Origin of the sequence: Klebsiella sp. JN_Kp122 (assembly GCF_040062085.1) — a bacterium.
In the GTDB taxonomy this organism is placed as follows: domain Bacteria; phylum Pseudomonadota; class Gammaproteobacteria; order Enterobacterales; family Enterobacteriaceae; genus Klebsiella; species Klebsiella aerogenes.
The window spans coordinates 74,639-93,764 of record NZ_JBEAHW010000001.1 but is presented as its reverse complement, the minus strand read 5'-3'; the positions used below and the strand labels follow the sequence as shown (position 1 = coordinate 93,764).

Here is a 19,126-nt window from a genome sequence, read left to right as displayed (position 1 = left end):
CAGCAATTACCTATTATCCTCTGGCACGTTTCGCCGCCTGATGGCCCGCGAGGGTACCGAAGATGATGATATCCGCGACCGCGTTACCGCCGATGCGGTTACCGCCATGGATACCGCCAACCACTTCACCCGCGGCGTAGGCGCCGCGAATCGGCTGCTGCGCCACATTCAGCACTTCGCCATCGGTATTAATGGTCACGCCGCCCATAGTGTGGTGCACCCCTGGGGCAATACGAATGGCGTGGAACGGGCCTTCGTTAATCGGCGCGCGCAGCGCGGTTGTGCGGCCAAACGCTTCATCGTGCTGTTTTTCCACCGCGCCGTTGTAGCATTCCAGCGTAGCGAGGAACGCATGGTAATCCATCCCCAGCTTCTCCGCCAGTTCACGCGGCGAGCTGGCGCTAGTGACGAAGCCTTTGGCGATATACTCGTCGGCGGCTTTGTTTTTCGCCCGCACATGCTCGTCGAAGACGATGTAAGCATAGTGTTCCGGCAGCGCGATAATCGCCGCAGAGACTTTATCGCGGGTCTCCATCTCGTTGAAGAAGCGGTTCCCCTGCTGGTTAACGAGAATAGCGCCGCCGCCGCGAATCGATTCGGAAATCAGGTACGAGGTCTGCTGCTCGACGGTCGGGTGAATTTGAATTTCGCCCATGTCCACGGTGCCGGCACCAATGCGCTCCAGCAGCGCAATACCGCTACCGGTCGCCCCTTTATGGTTGGTGGTCACGAAGCCTTCGAGGTCAGGACGATATTTCACCACCATCGCGCTGTTGGCGCTGAAGCCGCCGGTTGCCACGATGATGCTTTTGGTCTGCACGTCGATGATCTCTTGTTCATCGTTGATAAGACGCACGCCGCTCACTTCGTCGTGGCGCATCAGGATCTCTTCTACCGAGGTATCCAGCAGTACATCGATACCGCGTTTGGTGATATTACGCACCAGACCGCTAATCAGGTAGCCGCCAACCGCCGATCCATCGCGCGGACGGTGGGTACGGTCGATACTCATCCCGCCGGTAGTGGTGATATCGTTAAGCATAATCCCACGGTCCGCCAACCATTCAATGGCTTGCGGCGCGTTTTCAACGAAACGGCGCAGCAGCTGCGGGTTGTTTTTGTTGTGGCCGCCCTTCAGGGTTTCCTGATAGAACAACTCTTTACTGTCCTGAATACCTTTGACGCGCTGGAAGCGGGTTTCCGCGGCGTTCATCCCGGCGGAAGCTTTGATGGTGTTGCCGCCAATAGTCGGCATTTTTTCGACGATCAGCACGCTGGCGCCTTCGTCGTGGGCCTGAATCGCCGCAGCCAGACCGGCGCCGCCGCTCCCCACCACCACAACGTCATAGCTTTTCGGCGCGGCATCGTTGCCGCCCTCTTCCGCAGCCAGCGCTTTGCTGGATTTCAGCATCGCTTTGGACACGGCTTTTTTCACCGCTTCGCTCTGGCTGGTCGCGCCGGAGATAGCGTCGACGTGCGGCGTGTTGGCGGTCAGAATACGTTCGCGGATCTCTTCGAAGCTGGTGGTAAATTCAACGCTCTGCACCGGGCTTGCGGCCAGCTCAATATCCGCAATGCGATCGTTTTCGAGGCTGACGTTAATGACCAGTTCGTTGGCATCGTCCTGAACGGTTTCGACAAACATCCCCGGTTTAAATTTCGCGTCGCCCATGCTCATGTCGCGGATCATCGCCTCAACCAGCGAGAAACGCCACAGCGGTTCCGGAATATGCAGCGCCTCGCGCTGGGTGCTGTCGATAAAGAGTTCCAGCTCTTCGCCGGCGGCGATACGTGAAGCCCAGTCCGGATAGGCGATGCAGGCGCGGCCGACGGCCATCAGATCATAACCGTGATCGAGGCCCTGTTCGGCATCAGCGGCGTTAACCACCCCGCCGACGCCCATCACCGGCACCTGCGCCAGCGTTTCAGAACGCATGGCGCAGTATTTTTCAATCAGCGGCGTCGGATCGCTGGTATCTACGATAGACGGGCGCAGCGTCGCGCCAACCGAGAAGTGCAGGTAATCGACGCCGCGGGCGGCTAGTTTTTCAAGCAGATACATGGTGTCGTCGAAGCGGATCCCCGGGACTTCCATCTCTTCCGGCGAGAAGCGATAGCCGATAATAAAGGCATCGTCAGCGTACTGGCGGGCCATTTTATGCGTGATGTCCAGCACCGCCAGTGGGAATCTGGCGCGGTTGTCGCGGCTGCCGCCCCACTCATCGTCACGCTGGTTGGAGTTCGGCGAATAGTACTGTTGAATAAGATAGGTGTTGGCGCCATGGATTTCGACGCCGTCGAAACCGGCGAGAATGGCGCGGCGTACGCCGTCGCCAAATTTGGCAATCATGCCTTCGACTTCTTCACCACTGAGGGCGCGCGGCATGGCGGCGCCGTCGCGCGGCGCGGCAATGGCGCTCGGCGCCACCGGCTGGCGACCACCAATCAACTGTGGGTCAACCATGCGGCCGCCGTGGTAAATCTGCAGAATCGCTTTCGAGCCTTCCGCTTTTATCGCTTCGGCGATTTTCGCCAGTCCGGCGATTTTTTCATCGTTATCAATGCCAATAGCGCCCGGGAAGGCCAGACCATAATCATCAATAAAGCAGCATTCAACGATGATAGTCCCGATGCTGCCGGCGCGGGCGCGATAGTATTCAACGAGCTCGCTGGTGACGGTACCATCGAAATAACCGGTGCAGGTGGTCATTGGCGCCATTAGCAAACGGTTTTTCAGTTCAGTCCCATTCGGTAAAGTAAATGGCTGCAGAATTCGTTCGTTACTGGTCATATTAATACTCCAGATTTTAAATATTGAAATTCAGAATTGGGTGACGGAAATTTTATTGTTTGTTTATTTTCATTCCTGTTGTCATGCCAATAATATAGCGTGTTTTTTAGTTACTAAATTAATTACGTTAGTTAAAAAACTATTTAATACCTGCAATAACAGCAATACCTCCATTGTATTATTAAATTTATATATCGCATTTACATAATACAAATGAATAGTAACATTTCGGTCACTTTTGTTAATGCTGGCAAAACACACAAAATAAAAATAAAACCAATAATTTCAATTTGTTAAATGAGAAGTTGGTTTGGCTATTTATTATTATTTAAGCGATACTTTAACAATTATCGTTTCTTACGGATAATAACCACATCATCATATGTGGTTATTGCCAAACGAAAAAAAAGATCCAGATCACCTGTTTTTTTTGATCTCGATCAATTGCAATGCAACGTGAAAGCGCAATATATAAATACCCAATGAATTTAATTTAACGCCGCGAAAAACGCGTTAAATAACCGTTTAAGCAATAAACAATCTCGACCATTAATAATTAAAGAAACTTTCGCAACTAAAAAAATCGAGAATTGTAAGCGAAGACGGAACCGTATTTTCAACTACTAGCAGATACTCATTATGAAAGAGAAAAAGACAACCATACCGCCTGCGGGTGCCGCGTCTAACGCGGCGTATAAACGTCTGATCATGATGGCGTTGCCCATTATCGTCGCCGTACTGCTGCTGTTCGTCCCGGTGCCTGACGGCTTACCGCCATTCGCCTGGCACTATTTTGCTATCTTCGTCGGCGTTATCGTCGGCCTTATCTTCGAACCGCTGCCGGGCGCCGTTATCGGTATCACCGGGGTGGTGGTGATTGCTTTATGTAGCCAGTGGCTGCTGTTCAGTCCGGAACAGATGGCGGCGCCGAGCTTTAAGCTGGCCGGCGCGTCATTTAAATGGGCGGTCAGCGGCTTTGGCAACTCTACCGTGTGGCTGATCTTCGGCGCGTTCATGTTCGCCGCGGGCTATGACAAAACCCAGTTCGGCCGCCGTCTGGCGCTGATTCTGGTAAAATATCTTGGCCGCCGCAGCCTGACGCTGGGCTACGCCATTACCTTCGCTGACCTGCTGCTGGCGCCGTTTACCCCGTCCAACACCGCACGTAGCGGCGGGACCATCTACCCGATTATCGCTAACCTGCCGCCGCTGTACGGTTCTAAACCTAACGATCCGAGCGCACGCCGCATTGGTTCTTATCTGATGTGGGTAGCCATCACCGCCGCCTGTATCACCAGTTCCATGTTCCTGTCGGCGCTGGCGCCGAACCTGCTGGCGCTGGCGCTGGTAAAAAGCATCGTCGGTATCAACATCTCCTGGGGTACCTGGTTTATCGCCTTCCTGCCGCTGGGTATCCTGCTGATTCTGGCCATGCCGCTGCTGGCGTACTGGTTCTATCCACCAGAAGTAAAAATCAATAACGAAGTGCCGCTGTGGGCCGCTCGTGAACTGGAAAAACTGGGCAAACTGTCGCGCAATGAAATCCTGCTGCTGGTGTTTGTTTGCTTCGCGCTGATGATGTGGATCTTCGCCGCCGACTGGATTGAACCGGCGCTGGCTGCCCTGCTGGTTATCGTGCTGATGCTGTGGACCGGCGTGCTGTCCTGGAGCGATATCACCAACAACAAAGCGGCATGGAATACCTTTGTCTGGTTCGCCACGCTGGTCGCGCTGGCTGACGGTCTCTCCTCCACTGGCTTCATCGCCTGGCTGGGTAAAGAAGGCGGCGCGCTGATGAGCGGTATTTCTCCGGGCGTTGCGACCATCGTCCTGCTGCTGGCGTTCTATCTGCTGCACTACCTGTTCGCCAGCACCACCGCGCACACTACCGCGCTGCTGCCGGCCATGCTGACCATCGCTTCGACTATCCCGGGAATGAATATGCAAGTCTTCGTCCTGCTGATGGTGACCTCGCTGGGCGTGATGGGCATCATCACCCCGTACGGTACCGGTCCGAGCCCGATTTACTACGGCAGCGGCTACCTGCCAACCAAAGACTACTGGCGCCTCGGCACCATCTTCGGCGCCATCTTCCTGGCCGCCCTGCTGCTGATTGGCTATCCGTGGATGTCCATGATGTTCTGATTCATAACCGCCGGGTCTTCCCCCGGCGGTTTTTATCTTTATGGAGTATGTGAATATGTCGACGAAACCCTTTGTTTATCAAGACCCGTTCCCGATGGCGCATGACGATACCGAATACTATCTGCTCAGCAAAGAGCACGTCTCCGTCGCCGAATTCGCGGGCCAGGAAGTATTGAAGGTTGAACCGCAGGCGTTAACTCTGCTGGCGCAGCAGGCCTTCCACGATGCCGCTTTTATGCTGCGCGTCTCTCATCAGCAGCAGGTCGCGGCCATTCTGCTCGACCCGCAGGCCAGCGAAAACGACAAATACGTCGCGCTGCAGTTCCTGCGTAATTCCGAAATCGCCGCCAAAGGTGTGCTGCCCACCTGCCAGGATACCGGCACCGCCATCATCATGGGTAAAAAAGGCCAGCGCGTTTGGACCGGCGGCGGAGATGAAGCCGCGCTGGCGCAGGGCGTCTATAACACCTATACCGAAGACAACCTGCGTTACTCGCAGAATGCGCCGCTGGATATGTATAAAGAGGTCAACACCGGCACCAACCTGCCGGCGCAGATCGATCTCTACAGCGTCGACGGCGACGAATATAAATTCCTGTGCATGGCGAAAGGCGGCGGTTCCGCCAACAAAACCTATCTGTACCAGGAAACCAAAGCGTTAATCACCCCGGCGAAGCTGAAAAACTACCTCGTCGAGAAGATGCGTACCCTCGGTACCGCGGCCTGCCCGCCTTACCACATCGCCTTTGTGATTGGCGGCACCTCTGCGGAAGCGACGCTGAAGACCGTTAAGCTGGCTTCCGCCCGCTATTATGACGACCTGCCGACCGCAGGCAACGAGCACGGTCAGGCCTTCCGCGATGTGCAGCTGGAGCAAGAGCTACTGCTGGAAGCGCAAAATCTCGGTCTCGGCGCGCAGTTTGGCGGGAAATATTTTGCCCACGATATCCGCGTTATCCGTCTGCCCCGCCATGGCGCTTCGTGCCCGATCGGCATGGGCGTCTCCTGCTCCGCCGACCGCAATATCAAAGCAAAAATCAACCGCGACGGCATCTGGATTGAAAAACTGGAGAGCAACCCGGGAAAATATATCCCTGAACACCTGCGCCAACAGGGCGAAGGCAAGGTGGTTAGCATCAACCTGAATCAGCCGATGAGTGAGATCCTGACGCAGCTGTCGGCGCACCCGGTCTCCACGCGTCTGAGCCTTAACGGCACGATTATCGTGGCCCGCGACATTGCCCACGCTAAGCTGAAAGAGCTTATCGATAACGGCGAAGCGCTGCCGGAGTACGTGAAAGATCACCCTATCTACTATGCCGGCCCGGCAAAAACGCCTGCCGGTTACGCCTCCGGCTCTCTCGGCCCGACCACCGCAGGACGAATGGATTCCTACGTCGATCTGCTGCAATCGCACGGCGCCAGCATGGTGATGCTGGCCAAAGGTAACCGCAGCCAGCAGGTGACTGACGCCTGCCATAAACACGGCGGTTTCTACCTCGGCAGCATTGGCGGCCCGGCGGCAGTACTCGCCCAGCAGAGCATTAAGAGCCTCGAGTGCGTGGCTTATCCGGAGCTGGGAATGGAAGCTATCTGGAAAATCGAAGTGGAAGATTTCCCGGCCTTTATCCTCGTTGATGATAAAGGTAACGACTTCTTCCAGCAGATCCAAAATCAGCAGTGCGCCGGTTGTAAACAACACGGCTAATTCCCTCCACGCCCGGCGGCTCATCGTCGGGCGTATTCTCCCCCTTTATTCTTGAATTCACCTGACGCTGAACTATGCTCAATCCAGCAGCCGCACAGAGTTTGACCGGCTGAAAAATAACAATAATTCCCCCTTTTCCGGTGTCGCATATGAACAGGATCCAGGCGTTATTAACGGCGTGTTTTCTGCTATGGCTGGCCTTTCCGCTTTCGGCGGCAGAACCGCGTCAGCAGCCCACCGCTCGCGAGCAGGCGCGAACCGTCGCGATTTTCCATCAACCGATCGTCATGCTGCAGGCCACCTTCGGCCAGACTACGCCGGAAGAGCGGGTTCTGCGCATCCGCAATACGCTACGCGCCTTTACCGAGGCCGATATCAGCCAGCCGCTGCAGGTGGTGCCAGTCACCCGCTACAACCAGCCGGGGCGGCTGTTTCTGATGAATGGCAAACCTATTATGTTGCTAAGCCAGGCCGACCTCGATGAAGGCGACGATCTTACCCTCGATCAGGCGGCGCAGCGCGTTCTTGCCCGTATGGAAGCGCAGCGGACGTCGCTACGCGAACAGTACAATACCCGCTATCTGCTGCTGGCGGCGCTAAAATCCGCCGCCGGCGCGTTGCTCCTCGCCCTGGCCTGCTATCTCGCTTTCCGTTCGTGGCGGCGAGTACGGCGCTTTTTCCACCTGCGGATCCTCGAAAAGCGCAGCATGATCCCGCATAACTGGCGGCGTTTTCTCGGCAACATTGAAAGCCGGCTATACGCACTACTGGTCATACTGCTTGGGGTACTGGCGGGTTATGTCTGGCTGAGTTGGGTATTTAGCCTGTTTCCGTGGACCCGGGTATGGGGAGAATCGCTCGGTGAGTGGTCGGTAGGGGTAATTCGCGATATTTCGCTGTCCATCGTGTCGGCGCTGCCGGGATTGATGATCGTACTGCTTATCTTTCTGATTACGTGGTTTATCATCCGCCTGCTGAAGGTGGTGTTGGATCAGGTCGCCGCCGGGCGTCTGCAGATCCCCGGTCTGCATCCGGAAACCGTCGGCGCCACGCGAAAGCTTATCGCCGTGGTTATCTGGCTCTTTGCGCTCTCCGCCGCCTATCCTTTCTTGCCTGGGGCAAACTCTCTGGCCTTCAAGGGAATTAGCGTGTTCTTCGGCCTGATGTTGACGCTGGGCTCAGCGGGGGTGATGAATCACGCCATGAGCGGCCTGGTGCTGATTTATACCCGCGCGCTGCATAAAGGCGACTGGATCCGCATCGCCGATAACGAAGGACAGGTCAGCGAGATCGGCATGCTGGCGACCAAAATCCTGACCCGCGAGAACTATATTGTCACCCTGCCGAACGCGGTGGTGGTCAGTGGTAAAATCACCAATCTCAGCGCCAGTGACCCGCAACAGGGAATCAACCTCACCACCGGCGTGACCATTGGTTACGACACGCCGTGGCGGCAGGTACAGGCGATGCTGGAACTGGCGGCCCACCGCGCCCAGGGAGTGGATCATCAGGTAGCGCCGGTGGTTCGCAAACTGGGATTGCTCGATTGGTATACGTCGTATGAACTGCAGGTGCGGCTGTTACCGGAAACGACGCTGCCGGAGGGGCGCAACGCGCTGCATAGCAGCATTATCGATGTATTTAACGAATTTGGCGTGCAGATTATGTCGCCCAATTTTGTCATGCAACCGAAAGGCGCGGTGGTGGTCGCCAAAGAGGATTGGTATACCGCCCCGGCCGTCGCGCCGCAGGAGCGCGACAGGTAACGTCGCGCCCCAACGCAGCGTCACCAGGTAATGCCGGATGGCGCTGCGCTTATCCGGCCTACAACTCAAAATCCCCGGTGGCGCTACCGCTTACCGGGGCTACAGCGCCGTGCGATTTAGTAGCCCGGACAAGGCGCAATGCGCCGCCCCCTACGCCTGCGCGGCGTCGATCTCGGCAAACACCTGCTGCGCAAGGTGCAACGTGGCGTTTGCCGCCGGTAAGCCGCAGTACAGCGCCGAATGCATAATCAACTCTTTCAGCTCATCACGGGTCACGCCGTTATTAAAGGCGGCGCGCAGATGCATCTTAAGTTCCGCCTCGCGGTTGAGCGCAATCAGCATCGCAATAGTGATCATGCTGCGGGTATGGTGATCGAGCCCCGGACGCGTCCAGGTTTCTCCCCAGGCGTAACGGGTGATGAAATCCTGAAACTCCTCATTCAGCGGCGTGAGGTTCTGCAGCGTACGGTCAACGTGAGCATCGCCTAATACCTTGCGGCGAACCTCCATTCCCTGCTGATAACGTTGTTTATCTTCCATTTTGCTCCCCCAGCAAAAAGCCGTTCAGCGCGGCGTTAAAGGCGGCTGGCGCTTCGATATTCGACAGATGCGACGCGCTCAGCACCACCACCTGGGAATCGGCAATCTGCTGATGCAGAAAGTTAGCGTCGGCGACAGTGGTGACAGGGTCACTTTCTCCAGCAATAATCAGCACCGGAATCGCAATTTGCCCGACCTCCCCCCGCAGGTCTGCCGCCGCCAGCGCTTCGCAGCAGGCGGCGTAGCCTTCAGCGTCGCTATGGGTCAACTGGTGACATAACGCCTCGACCACCTCCGGCGCGCGCTGGCGGAAATTATCACTAAACCAGCGGTCCGCCGCCCCCGCGGCAACCACATCCATTCCCTCCTGACGCACCGCGCGGGCGCGGGAAAGCCAGCCCGACTGATCGCCGATCCGCGCTGCGGTATTAGCCACCGCCACCGCGTAAAAACGTTCCGGCGCAAAGCGCGCCAGCCATAATCCCGTCAGCCCGCCCATCGAAATACCGCAAAACAGTGCCTTACCGATATTAAGGTGATCGAGCAGCGCAAGTACGTCTTCGCCCAGTTGCGCCAGGGTCACCTTGCCGTTTTTCGTCGTTTTACCATGGCCATGGGTGTCATAACGCAGTACGCGAAAATTCGCCGTCAGGGCCTCCATTTGCGGCTGCCACATGGCGCGCGTGGTGCCAAGCGAGTTCGACAGCACGATAACCGGCGCGCCTTCCGGCCCGTCGAGTTGATAATCAAGATTCATGATGTTGCTCCTGATAACGCGCCAACACCTGGCGCACAAAGCGTTCGGCGCTACCGGTAGCCGTTGCCGGATCCAGTAGCGCGTTTAAACGTTCGCGGGAGAGATACTGACTGACCAGCGGGTCGGCCGCCAGCAGATCGACAAGCAAGCCATTGCGATCCAACGCCTGACGACACAGCGCTTCTACACGATGGTGCGCCTCGGCTTTGCCAATAAACTCCGCCAGCGCCAGGGTCACCGCTTCCGCCATAATCAGCCCGTGAGTGATATCAAGGTCGGCACGCATCTTATGCACGAAAACCTGCATCTCGCGCACCAGCATGTCAGTTTGCGCCAGCGCCCCGCCCACCAGCATGATCAGTTCCGGTAGCGTTTCCCATTCGGCCTGCCAGCCGCCGAGCGCGCGCTCATGCTGTTGGATTTGACCGGCGTAAAGGGTGGCGACCAGCCCCGGCGTGCGCTGCGCCGCGGTGAGAATCGCCGCGCAGGAGACCGGGTTACGTTTGTGCGGCATGGTTGAGGAGCCCCCGCGCCCTTCCGCCAGCGGCTCGCCGACTTCCGCAACCTCGGTTTGCATCAGCAGCGAAAAATCATTGGCGAATTTTCCCAGAGTGCCGCAAACGCCGGCGAACCAGGCGCCGACTTCGAGGAAACGGTCGCGCTGGCTATGCCATGGCGTATCCGGCAACTGCAGGTCGAGGGTTTGCGCCAACGCCTGCGCCACCTGTGGCGCCTGCTGTTTCAATGAATCAAGCGTGCCCGCCGCGCCGCCAAACTGCAGCGCCAGCACCCGTGGGCGCATCTCAATCAACCGCTGTTGCCAGCGCAGCAGCGTATCCAGCGTCCCCGCCAGTTTAAGGCCAAAGGTGACCGGTAGCGCATGCTGCATCCAGGTGCGCCCCGGCATCACCGTATGTTGATAGCGCTGCGCCTGTTCGGCGAACGCGTCAATCAGGCTTTGTAGCAGGCTATCCGTCGCCGCCAGCGCGCCCCGCAGTTGCAGAACAAACCCGGTATCGATAGCGTCCTGGCTGGTGGCGCCCCAATGGACATAGCGCGCGGCGTCCGGATCCTGCGCTTTCACCCGCGCAGTCAGCTGTTTAACCAGCGGAATAGCCAGATTGCCGGCGCTGGCCGCCGATTGTCCCAGCGCGTCGAAATCGATAAGCGCATGCCGGCAGGCGTTGACTATCGGCGAGACTGCCGCCTGCGGCACCAGCCCGCAGTCGGCCTGCGCCTGCGCCAGCGCGGCTTCGAAATCCAGCATACCCTGTACCCGCTGCGCATCGCTGAACCAGTCGGTTAGCGGACTGCTACGCAACATGGGCGTCAACAAACTCATCGCGACTCCTTAAACGCGTTCAATAATCAGCGCAATCCCCTGGCCCACGCCGATACACATGGTGCACAGCGCATAGCGGCCGCCGGTACGCTTCAGCTGATAAGCGGCGGTCATCGCCAGACGTCCGCCGGAAGCCCCCAGCGGATGACCCAGCGCAATGGCCCCGCCGTTGGGGTTAACGTGGGCAGCATCATCCGGCAGGCCTAAATCACGGGTAACCGCCAGCGCCTGCGCGGCAAAAGCCTCATTCAGTTCGATGACATCCATCTGCGCCAGCTTCAGCCCGGTTTGCGCTAACACTTTGCGCACCGCCGGCGCCGGGCCGAAGCCCATAATCCGCGGGGCCACCCCCGCCGTCGCCACGCCGACAACCCGCGCTAGCGGCTGTAAATCATTCGCCGACATCGCCTGTTCACTTGCCAACAACAGCGCACAGGCGCCGTCGTTAACACCGGAGGCGTTACCGGCGGTAACGCTGCCATCGGCGCGGACCACGCCGCGCAGTTTAGCCAGCGCCTCCAGCGAGGTGCTGCGCGGATGTTCATCGCGGCTGAAACGCAGCGGCTCACCTTTGCGCTGCGGCACCGATACGGCGATCAGTTCATCGGCGAAACGCCCCGCTTCCTGCGCCGCCGCGGTACGTAACTGACTGCGTAGCGCAAAAGCGTCCTGGTCAGCGCGAGAAATGGCAAACTCATCGGCGACGTTTTCCGCAGTTTCCGGCATCGAGTGCACGCCGTACAGCGCTTTCATCTGCGGGTTAATAAAGCGCCAGCCGATGGTGGTATCTTCCATCTGCATCGAGCGGCTAAAGGCGCTCTCGGCTTTGCCCATCACAAACGGCGCGCGCGACATACTCTCCACCCCACCGGCGATCATCAGTTGAGTTTCGCCGCTTTTAATCGCCCGCGCCGCGACGCCGATCGCATCGAGACTGGAACCACAGAGGCGGTTAATCGTGCTGCCGGGAACGCTCTGCGGCAGCCCGGCCAGCAACAGCGCCATGCGCGCCACGTTACGGTTATCTTCTCCGGCCTGGTTGGCGCAGCCGTAGATCACATCGTCGATCAGCGCCGGATCGAGTCCCGGGTTACGCTCCAGCAGCGCTTTCAGCGGCAGCGCCGCCAAATCGTCGGCGCGCATACTGGATAATGCGCCGCCAAAACGGCCAAACGGCGTACGCACCGCATCACAGATAAATGCCTGATTCATCATAGGTTCCTTACGCACTTTCCGCCAGTTGTTCAAAAGTCAGCGCCACCGGAGTGATGCGCTGTAGCTCTTCAAAGGAGAGGCCATTAAAGATTTCGCGCACCACCGGGCCGCGGTCGGTAATATCGATGACCGCCAGATCGGTATAGATACGGCTGACGCAACCGACGCCGGTCAGCGGGTAGCTGCACTGTTCGACCAGTTTGCATTCGCCATCGCGGGTCAGATGGTCCATCATCACAAACACCTGGCGGGCGCCGATAGCCAAATCCATCGCCCCTCCAACCGCCGGGATCGAATCCGGCGCGCCGGTGCTCCAGTTAGCGAGATCGCCGCTGGCGGAAACCTGATAGGCGCCCAGCACGCAGATATCGAGATGCCCGCCGCGCATCATGGCGAAGGAGTCGCCATGGTGGAAAAAACAGCCGCCCTGCAGCAGGGTGACATACTCTTTACCCGCGTTGATCAGTTCCGGGTCCTCTTCGCCGGGCTGCGGCTTCGGCCCCATTCCCAGTAGCCCGTTTTCACTGTGCAGGAACACCTCTTTATCGGCAGGTAGATAGTTGGCGATACGGGTCGGCAGGCCAATACCGAGGTTGACGTAAGCGCCTTCTGGAATATCGCGGGCGACGCGCTGGGCCATTTCGTCACGAGTCAATTTTTGCATGTTCGGCTCCTCAGGCGCTTTGCGCGACGGACAGATTTTCCAGCGAGAATACACGCTGGACGAAAATCCCCGGGGTGATGATGTTTTCCGGGTCGAGTTCGCCAAGGGCGACCAGCTGCGAGACTTCAACAATGGTGGTTTTGGCGGCGGTCGCCATGATCGGGCCGAAGTTGCGCGCCGCTTTACGGTAGACCAAGTTGCCCCAGCGGTCTCCCTGGTGGGCCTTAATCAAGGCGAAGTCAGCTTTAATCGGATACTCAAGCACATAATGGCGGCCATCTATTTCCCGGGTTTCTTTGCCTTCCGCCAGCGGCGTGCCGTAGCCGGTTGGGGTAAAGACCGCGCCGAGCCCCGCGCCAGCGGCCTGGATCCGCGCCGCCAGATTGCCCTGCGGCACCAGTTCCAGCTCAACCTTGCCGCGGCGATACAGGTCATCAAAAACTTGTGAATCCACCTGGCGCGGGAATGAGCAGATCATTTTGCGCACCCGCCCGGCTTTGAGCAGCGCCGCCAGCCCCACTTCGCCATTACCCGCGTTGTTATTAATAATGGTTAGGTCGCGGGCGCCCTGTTCAATCAGGGCATCAATCAGATACGTCGGCTGCCCGGCGGGGCCAAAACCGCCAATCATGATGGTCGCGCCGTCGTGGATCCCGGCAATGGCCTCACTCAGCGTCGACACGCTTTTATCAATCATCAGGTCGCTCCTTAACGTGCGGTAATCGCACTTATATGCGTTGTTCGCACAAAATGTGACCCGCTTAACGATGCTGGTCAAGGGCGATAATCGAAATATGGTGCGATAATCGAACATCGTATATCTTTAGCGAAAGAATGTGATCGATGGCAAATACGGAGAACAAAATGGACAAGCATCCAGATGATGTAGTGGCGGGCGACGGCGATCCGTTTAAGGGCGACCCGAACTTTATGGCGTCGCTGGCGCGCGGGCTGGAAGTGATTCAGGCTTTTACCCCGCAGCGCCCGTTGCTGTCGATTTCGCAGATCAGCCAGAAAACCGGCATTCCTCGCGCGGCGGTACGGCGCTGCCTGTATACCTTAAGCAAACTGGGATTCGTTTACGCCGAAGACGGTAAGAATTTCCAGCTGCGTCCACGGATCCTCGCCCTCGGTCACGCCTGGCTGGCCTCAACGCCGCTGGCGCGCTCGGCACAGCCAGTGCTCAAGCATCTGAGCGAAATGCTCAATGAATCCTGCTCAATCGCCACCCTCGATGGCGACGATATCCTGTATATCGCCCGCGCCTCCAGTTCGCGAATTATGACGATCGATCTTGATATCGGCAGCCGCCTGCCGGCGTGGGCGACCTCCATGGGCCGCGTGCTGTTAAGCCATCAGCCGGAGGAACGGCTAAACGACATGCTGAGCCGGGTGACGATGATTCGCTACACCCCGCAGACGGTAGATTCGGTAAATAAGCTGCGCGCGGAGCTAAAACGCGTGTATCAGCAGGGATATGCGTTAAACGATCAGGAACTGGAAATGGGGCTGCGTTCGCTGGCAGTGCCGCTATATAACCCGCAAGGACAGGTGGAAGCGGCGCTGAACGTCGGGGTTCACGCGGGCCAGATGTCGACCCGCGAAATGCTGGATCGGGTGCTGCCGGAATTACAAAAAGCCGCCCGCGAGCTAACGCTGCTGCTGCGCTAGCGGCTGCGTTTGGCGTGTAGCTCCCAGTTCTCCTGCTTAGCCTGTTCGGATTTACGCAGCGCCACGTAACAAGCGCCGCTGCCGCCGTGGTGCGGTAGCGCGGCGCAAAACGCCTGTACCTCGGGCAGCTCTGGCAGCCAGCGCGCCAGGTAGCTGCGAATAATATTGGCGTGGGCCTGGTCATCACGGCCTTTGCCGTGGATGATAAGTAAATTACGCAGCCCCTCTTTTTGCGCCTGTATCACGAAGGCGAACAGCATTTGCCGACACTGTTCGACCGGCTGGCGCAGGAGCGACAGGCTTGCCTGCTGGCTGTATTTTCCGCGCCGCAGTTTTTCCAGCACTCCGCTTTGCAGCCCTTCCCGTTTGAACTCCAGCGGCACGGCGAGCGGCACAATATCGAGGTAGCCGGTGGTCAGATAATTATCGAGCTGCAGGGTATCGATACGCTGCGGGGCGCGCACGTTGCGCTCACGGTGCCAGTGTACGTCATTATTGCGTTTCAGAGGCTGGACATCCTCCATGGCGTCAAGAAACAGGGATTTGTCGTCAAGGTTCATGGTCTCTCCTCCAGCGGCTATCGCCTGCTACTATAGCCGCCTCGCGCCTCCCCCTCAACGCGTTTAGCCGCCACTGCCGGCAAATAGCCCCACGCAGGATTTTTAAGGAAACAATTGACGGCTTTGACGACGAAACAAGGTGATTAACGAAGCCGTTAACGGCGTTGGTCGCGTATCGCGCCGCTGAATCAGGTAGTAGGTTGCCCTGGGTAACGTTTCACGTATGGGAATCATCACCAGTTTATCCGCCATCATCGGATCGTTTCCGAGCTCTACCGGCAGAATGCTGAGGAAATCGCTCTTCACCACCAGACTGATGCACGAAGAGAAGGTTTCACACACGATATCGACCTTGGGCGCCAGCCCGGCCTGGTTAAACATCTCCTGCAGTTGTTTAAAGTAGCTGCCGCGCGGCGTTGGCATCGTCCAGTGGTGATCGAGCAATTCAGTCAGGGAAGTGGCGCGCGCCGCCGGATGTCCGGCGCGGGCGAATACCGCGAATGGTTTCTCAAACAGTTTTTCAAAGCTGAATTCATGATCGTACGGGCCGGGATAGTAGGTGTTGATAGTGAAATCAAGCTCACCCTGACGCAGTTCATTAATCATCGCCAGAAGTTGCCCTTCCATGATCCGCACCTTCACCAACGGATGCTGCTGATGAAAGCGGCAGATCACCGATGGCATCAGCGAACGGGCGACGCTGGCGCCGAGACCAATATTAATCTGCCCGGCCTGCTCGCCCTGACGCTGCAGCAGTTCATCCTGCGCCGCCCGCAGCTCTTCAAGGATCAGGCTCGCATGTTGATAAAAACTTTCGCCGTTTTCCGTCAGCGCCACCCCCTGGCTGCGGCGGACAAACAGTTGGGCGGAAAGCCCCTCTTCCAGCTCTTTAATCGCCTTGGTCAACGCAGGCTGCGAGATCGCCAGCGCCCGGCTGGCGCCGCGAATACTCCCCTCGCGGGCAACCTCAACGAAAGCGCGAATTTGATGAAATTTAATCTGAAATGACATGCTTTAGGCGATAACCATTGTTTATCAGACAGAAGAAAATGACATCTACTGTAATCGAACATGCTGTGGCAGGTTAAGGGTGAGATTGCATGAAAGGCGTATGTGATAAGCAAAAGCTATCACTTCGTGAACGCCGTCACACTTTTTTAATATGACAGGAAGGGTTATGCCGCAACTTCATGAATTGGTAAGCCAACTGGCGCCGGAAATGACGCAATGGCGTCGTGATTTTCACCTGCACGCGGAGTCCGGATGGCTGGAATTTCGTACCGCCAGCAAGGTTGCCGAGATCTTAGACGGCCTCGGTTATCAACTGGCGCTGGGGCGCGACGTTATCGATGCCGACAGCCGGATGGGGCTACCCGACGATACTACCCTGGAGCAGGCATTCCAGCGCGCCCGCGAACAGGGAGCGCCGGAACGTTGGCTACCGGCTTTTGAAGGCGGATTCGCCGGCGTCGTCGCCACCCTGGACACAGGCCGCCCCGGCCCGACGCTGGCGTTTCGTGTCGATATGGACGCGCTCGATCTTAACGAACAACACGACGATTGCCATCGCCCGCATCGCGCAGGTTTCGCCTCCTGCAACGCCGGAATGATGCACGCCTGCGGTCATGACGGCCATACCGCCATTGGGCTGGGTTTAGCGCATGTGCTACAGCAGTATGTCGATCGGCTCAACGGGATCATCAAGCTGATTTTCCAGCCTGCCGAAGAAGGCACCCGCGGCGCGCGCGCGATGGTGGCGGCAGGCGTGCTCGATAACGTGGACTACTTCACCGCCATTCATATCGGCACCGGCGTCCCCAGCGGCACCGTGGTCTGCGGTGGTGACAACTTTATGGCGACCACCAAATTCGACGTGCAATTCGAGGGAGTCGCCGCTCACGCCGGCGGCAAACCGGAAGATGGGCGCAACGCGCTACTGGCCGCCGCGCAGGCCGCCCTCGCCCTGCACGCCATCGCGCCGCACAGCGCCGGCGCCTCGCGGGTTAACGTCGGTGTTATGCAGGCCGGTACCGGGCGCAACGTGGTCCCTTCTTCCGCGCTGATAAAAGTCGAAACCCGCGGCGAGACGGAAGCTATCAACCAGTATGTGTTTGAGCGGGCGCAAAACGTGATTGCCGGCGCCGCAGCGATGTATGAAGCCCGCTATGAACTACGGCTCATGGGCGCGGCGACCTCCAGCGCACCTTCTCCGGCGTGGGTGCAATACCTGCGTGAACAGGCAGCACAGGTGCCAGGTGTGATAGAGGCGGTGGATCATATTGCTGCGCCGGCGGGATCCGAAGATGCCACTTTGATGATGGCGCGGGTACAGGAGCGCGGCGGACTGGCTTCATACATGATTTTCGGTACTGAACTGAGCGCCGGACATCACAATGAGAAATTTGATTTCGACGAAGGGGTCATGACCATCGCGGTCGAGACGCTGGCGCGCATCGCGCTCAACTTTCCCTGGCAGCGAGGTGTGTGATGGAAAAGATCTATCAATTTGTTGATGACATCATTGAATCGCGACGCGACGATTTTTGCGCTATTGCCGATGATATCTGGGATCATCCGGAAACCCGATTCCAGGAATTCTGGTCCGCCGCGCGGTTGGCCGACGCGCTGGAAGCGGAAGGTTTTCAACTAAGCCGTCACGCTGGTGGAATCCCCAATGCGTTTATCGCCAGCTTTGGCGAGGGTAAACCAGTCATCGCCCTGCTCGGCGAGTTTGATGCGCTGGCAGGACTCAGCCAACAGGCGCACAGTGCTGAACCAACTTACGCGACGCCGGGGGAAAATGGCCACGGCTGTGGGCATAATCTACTTGGCACCGCAGCGTTCGCCGCTGCTGTCGCTGCGAAACAGTGGCTGCAGCAGCATGGCGGCTCGGGCACCCTGCGCTTTTATGGCTGCCCGGGTGAAGAAGGCGGCTCGGGTAAAACCTTTATGGTGCGCGAGGGGCTATTCGATGATATCGACGCCGCCCTCACCTGGCATCCGGAAGCCTGGGCCGGGATGTTCAGCACCAGCACGCTGGCCAATATTCAGGCGGCGTGGCGCTTTACCGGAACCGCCGCCCACGCGGCAAACTCACCGCATCTTGGGCGTAGCGCGTTGGACGCCGTCACGCTGATGACCACCGGCAGTAACTTCCTCAATGAGCATATTATCGAGAAAGCGCGTGTGCACTACGCCATTACGGATACCGGCGGCGTGTCGCCCAACGTGGTGCAGGCGCAGGCTGAAGTGCTGTATTTGATTCGCGCTCCGGAAATGGCCGACGTGCAGCAAATCTTTGCCCGTATTGAGAAAATTGCTCAGGGTGCCGCGCTGATGACCGAAACCAGCGTCAGCTGTCGTTTTGAAAAAGCCTGTTCCAGCTATCTCCCCAATCGCACGCTGGAAGCGGCAATGTATCAGGCCGTATGTCATTACGGTACGCCGCAATGGAGTAACGAAGAGCGCGCTTTCGCAGCGGATATTCGCGCCACGCTCGGCGTGAACGATATACAGAACAGCCTGAAGAATATTGCCGGCACCAGCGGTGAAGAAGGAAAAGCGTTTGCCCGCCGCCATCACGACACGGTGCTGATTGATGAAGTCGCGCCGTGGGCGGCAACGGAAAACGTGCTGGCGGGATCTACCGACGTCGGCGACGTGAGCTGGAAAGCGCCGGTGGCCCAGTGTTTTAGCCCCTGTTTCGCCATCGGTACGCCGCTGCATAGCTGGCAACTGGTGAGCCAGGGAAGAACCTCCATTGCCCATAAAGGGATGCTGCTGGCGGGTAAGATACTGGGAGCAACGGCAATTCGTTTGTTCAGCGACAGGCCGTTGCTTGAAGCAAGCCAGCAGGAACTGGCTCAGGTACTGGCGATTAGCCCATATCAGTGCCCGATCCCGCGTGACGTCGTACCATCAATTTTAAAATAAGAAAAATTAGCCTCTGGGATAACGCACAGCGTGA

General features: G+C 58.0%; 15 protein-coding genes. 6 read left to right on the top strand and 9 right to left on the bottom strand.

Annotated features, from left to right (window positions below; translation table 11 throughout):
- Window positions 1–13: 13 nt before the first annotated feature.
- Window positions 14–2,791 (bottom strand): flavocytochrome c, encoded by a 2,778-nt coding sequence (locus ABLU78_RS00455; RefSeq protein WP_323806258.1) that lies wholly within the window; start codon window positions 2,789–2,791, stop codon window positions 14–16.
- A gap of 639 nt (window positions 2,792–3,430) precedes the next feature.
- On the opposite strand from ABLU78_RS00455, the gene ABLU78_RS00450 reads away from it, so the two are divergent.
- The 3 genes from ABLU78_RS00450 to ABLU78_RS00440 all read left to right on the top strand — a co-directional run bounded on the left by ABLU78_RS00450 (window position 3,431) and on the right by ABLU78_RS00440 (window position 8,410).
- Window positions 3,431–4,936, top strand: a complete 1,506-nt coding sequence (locus ABLU78_RS00450) for an anion permease (protein ID WP_015366800.1) — start codon at window positions 3,431–3,433, stop codon at window positions 4,934–4,936.
- A 55-nt stretch (window positions 4,937–4,991) separates the two neighbouring features.
- Window positions 4,992–6,644, top strand: a complete 1,653-nt coding sequence (fumA, locus tag ABLU78_RS00445) for a class I fumarate hydratase FumA (protein ID WP_047079698.1) — start codon at window positions 4,992–4,994, stop codon at window positions 6,642–6,644.
- Window positions 6,645–6,793: 149 nt separating this feature from the next.
- Window positions 6,794–8,410: a mechanosensitive ion channel domain-containing protein gene (locus tag ABLU78_RS00440; protein WP_047079697.1), complete on the top strand. Its 1,617-nt coding sequence runs from the start codon at window positions 6,794–6,796 to the stop codon at window positions 8,408–8,410.
- A 150-nt stretch (window positions 8,411–8,560) separates the two neighbouring features.
- On the opposite strand, the gene pcaC is transcribed toward ABLU78_RS00440, so the two are convergent.
- Genes pcaC through ABLU78_RS00410 form a run of 6 tightly spaced genes read right to left on the bottom strand, consistent with a single transcriptional unit; the run spans window position 8,561 to window position 13,625 of the window.
- On the bottom strand, window positions 8,561–8,950 hold the full coding sequence (pcaC, locus tag ABLU78_RS00435) for a 4-carboxymuconolactone decarboxylase (protein ID WP_015705266.1): 390 nt from the start codon (window positions 8,948–8,950) through the stop codon (window positions 8,561–8,563).
- Window positions 8,940–9,707 (bottom strand): 3-oxoadipate enol-lactonase, encoded by a 768-nt coding sequence (pcaD, locus tag ABLU78_RS00430; protein ID WP_032707941.1) that lies wholly within the window; start codon window positions 9,705–9,707, stop codon window positions 8,940–8,942. Before pcaD ends, pcaC begins: the two co-directional genes overlap by 11 nt.
- The gene (locus tag ABLU78_RS00425) at window positions 9,697–11,049 is read right to left on the bottom strand and encodes a 3-carboxy-cis,cis-muconate cycloisomerase (protein WP_116328541.1); all 1,353 of its coding nucleotides are present in this window, start codon (window positions 11,047–11,049) and stop codon (window positions 9,697–9,699) included. Before ABLU78_RS00425 ends, pcaD begins: the two co-directional genes overlap by 11 nt.
- 9 nt (window positions 11,050–11,058) lie before the next feature.
- Window positions 11,059–12,261: a 3-oxoadipyl-CoA thiolase gene (gene pcaF / locus ABLU78_RS00420; RefSeq protein ID WP_116328540.1), complete on the bottom strand. Its 1,203-nt coding sequence runs from the start codon at window positions 12,259–12,261 to the stop codon at window positions 11,059–11,061.
- 10 nt (window positions 12,262–12,271) lie between these two features.
- Window positions 12,272–12,928 carry a 3-oxoacid CoA-transferase subunit B gene (locus tag ABLU78_RS00415; protein WP_015705262.1) on the bottom strand — a complete coding sequence of 219 codons (657 nt, stop codon included), beginning with the start codon at window positions 12,926–12,928 and terminating at the stop codon, window positions 12,272–12,274.
- 10 nt (window positions 12,929–12,938) lie between these two features.
- Complete coding sequence (locus ABLU78_RS00410) at window positions 12,939–13,625, bottom strand: 3-oxoacid CoA-transferase subunit A (RefSeq protein WP_032711547.1); 687 nt, start codon at window positions 13,623–13,625, stop codon at window positions 12,939–12,941.
- A 167-nt stretch (window positions 13,626–13,792) separates the two neighbouring features.
- Between ABLU78_RS00410 and ABLU78_RS00405 the strand changes: the two genes are divergently transcribed.
- Window positions 13,793–14,599, top strand: coding sequence for an IclR family transcriptional regulator C-terminal domain-containing protein (locus tag ABLU78_RS00405; protein WP_047058510.1), 807 nt, complete (start codon window positions 13,793–13,795; stop codon window positions 14,597–14,599).
- Here the strand turns inward: ABLU78_RS00405 and smrA are convergent.
- Window positions 14,596–15,159 carry a DNA endonuclease SmrA gene (smrA, locus tag ABLU78_RS00400; protein WP_015366810.1) on the bottom strand — a complete coding sequence of 188 codons (564 nt, stop codon included), beginning with the start codon at window positions 15,157–15,159 and terminating at the stop codon, window positions 14,596–14,598. The genes ABLU78_RS00405 and smrA overlap by 4 nt on opposite strands.
- A gap of 102 nt (window positions 15,160–15,261) precedes the next feature.
- The gene (locus ABLU78_RS00395; protein WP_015366811.1) at window positions 15,262–16,170 is read right to left on the bottom strand and encodes a LysR family transcriptional regulator; all 909 of its coding nucleotides are present in this window, start codon (window positions 16,168–16,170) and stop codon (window positions 15,262–15,264) included.
- 166 nt (window positions 16,171–16,336) lie between these two features.
- Here ABLU78_RS00395 and ABLU78_RS00390 point away from each other — a divergent pair, with 166 nt between their 5' ends.
- Both ABLU78_RS00390 and ABLU78_RS00385 read left to right on the top strand, forming a co-directional pair.
- Window positions 16,337–17,647 (top strand): M20 family metallo-hydrolase, encoded by a 1,311-nt coding sequence (locus ABLU78_RS00390; RefSeq protein WP_116328539.1) that lies wholly within the window; start codon window positions 16,337–16,339, stop codon window positions 17,645–17,647.
- Window positions 17,647–19,092, top strand: coding sequence for a M20 family metallopeptidase (locus tag ABLU78_RS00385; RefSeq protein ID WP_116328538.1), 1,446 nt, complete (start codon window positions 17,647–17,649; stop codon window positions 19,090–19,092). The genes ABLU78_RS00390 and ABLU78_RS00385 overlap by 1 nt, the downstream gene beginning before the upstream one ends.
- Window positions 19,093–19,126: the final 34 nt, after the last annotated feature.

Excerpts from the sequence above, each read along its gene's own strand:
- ABLU78_RS00455 (WP_323806258.1), bottom strand. The coding sequence starts at position 2,791 with ATGACCAGTAACGAACGAATTCTGCAGCCATTTACTTTACCGAATGGG.
- ABLU78_RS00450 (WP_015366800.1), top strand. The coding sequence starts at position 3,431 with ATGAAAGAGAAAAAGACAACCATACCGCCTGCGGGTGCCGCGTCTAAC.
- fumA (WP_047079698.1), top strand. The coding sequence starts at position 4,992 with ATGTCGACGAAACCCTTTGTTTATCAAGACCCGTTCCCGATGGCGCAT.
- ABLU78_RS00440 (WP_047079697.1), top strand. The coding sequence starts at position 6,794 with ATGAACAGGATCCAGGCGTTATTAACGGCGTGTTTTCTGCTATGGCTG.
- pcaC (WP_015705266.1), bottom strand. The coding sequence starts at position 8,950 with ATGGAAGATAAACAACGTTATCAGCAGGGAATGGAGGTTCGCCGCAAG.
- pcaD (WP_032707941.1), bottom strand. The coding sequence starts at position 9,707 with ATGAATCTTGATTATCAACTCGACGGGCCGGAAGGCGCGCCGGTTATC.
- ABLU78_RS00425 (WP_116328541.1), bottom strand. The coding sequence starts at position 11,049 with ATGAGTTTGTTGACGCCCATGTTGCGTAGCAGTCCGCTAACCGACTGG.
- pcaF (WP_116328540.1), bottom strand. The coding sequence starts at position 12,261 with ATGAATCAGGCATTTATCTGTGATGCGGTGCGTACGCCGTTTGGCCGT.
- ABLU78_RS00415 (WP_015705262.1), bottom strand. The coding sequence starts at position 12,928 with ATGCAAAAATTGACTCGTGACGAAATGGCCCAGCGCGTCGCCCGCGAT.
- ABLU78_RS00410 (WP_032711547.1), bottom strand. The coding sequence starts at position 13,625 with ATGATTGATAAAAGCGTGTCGACGCTGAGTGAGGCCATTGCCGGGATC.
- ABLU78_RS00405 (WP_047058510.1), top strand. The coding sequence starts at position 13,793 with ATGGACAAGCATCCAGATGATGTAGTGGCGGGCGACGGCGATCCGTTT.
- smrA (WP_015366810.1), bottom strand. The coding sequence starts at position 15,159 with ATGAACCTTGACGACAAATCCCTGTTTCTTGACGCCATGGAGGATGTC.
- ABLU78_RS00395 (WP_015366811.1), bottom strand. The coding sequence starts at position 16,170 with ATGTCATTTCAGATTAAATTTCATCAAATTCGCGCTTTCGTTGAGGTT.
- ABLU78_RS00390 (WP_116328539.1), top strand. The coding sequence starts at position 16,337 with ATGCCGCAACTTCATGAATTGGTAAGCCAACTGGCGCCGGAAATGACG.
- ABLU78_RS00385 (WP_116328538.1), top strand. The coding sequence starts at position 17,647 with ATGGAAAAGATCTATCAATTTGTTGATGACATCATTGAATCGCGACGC.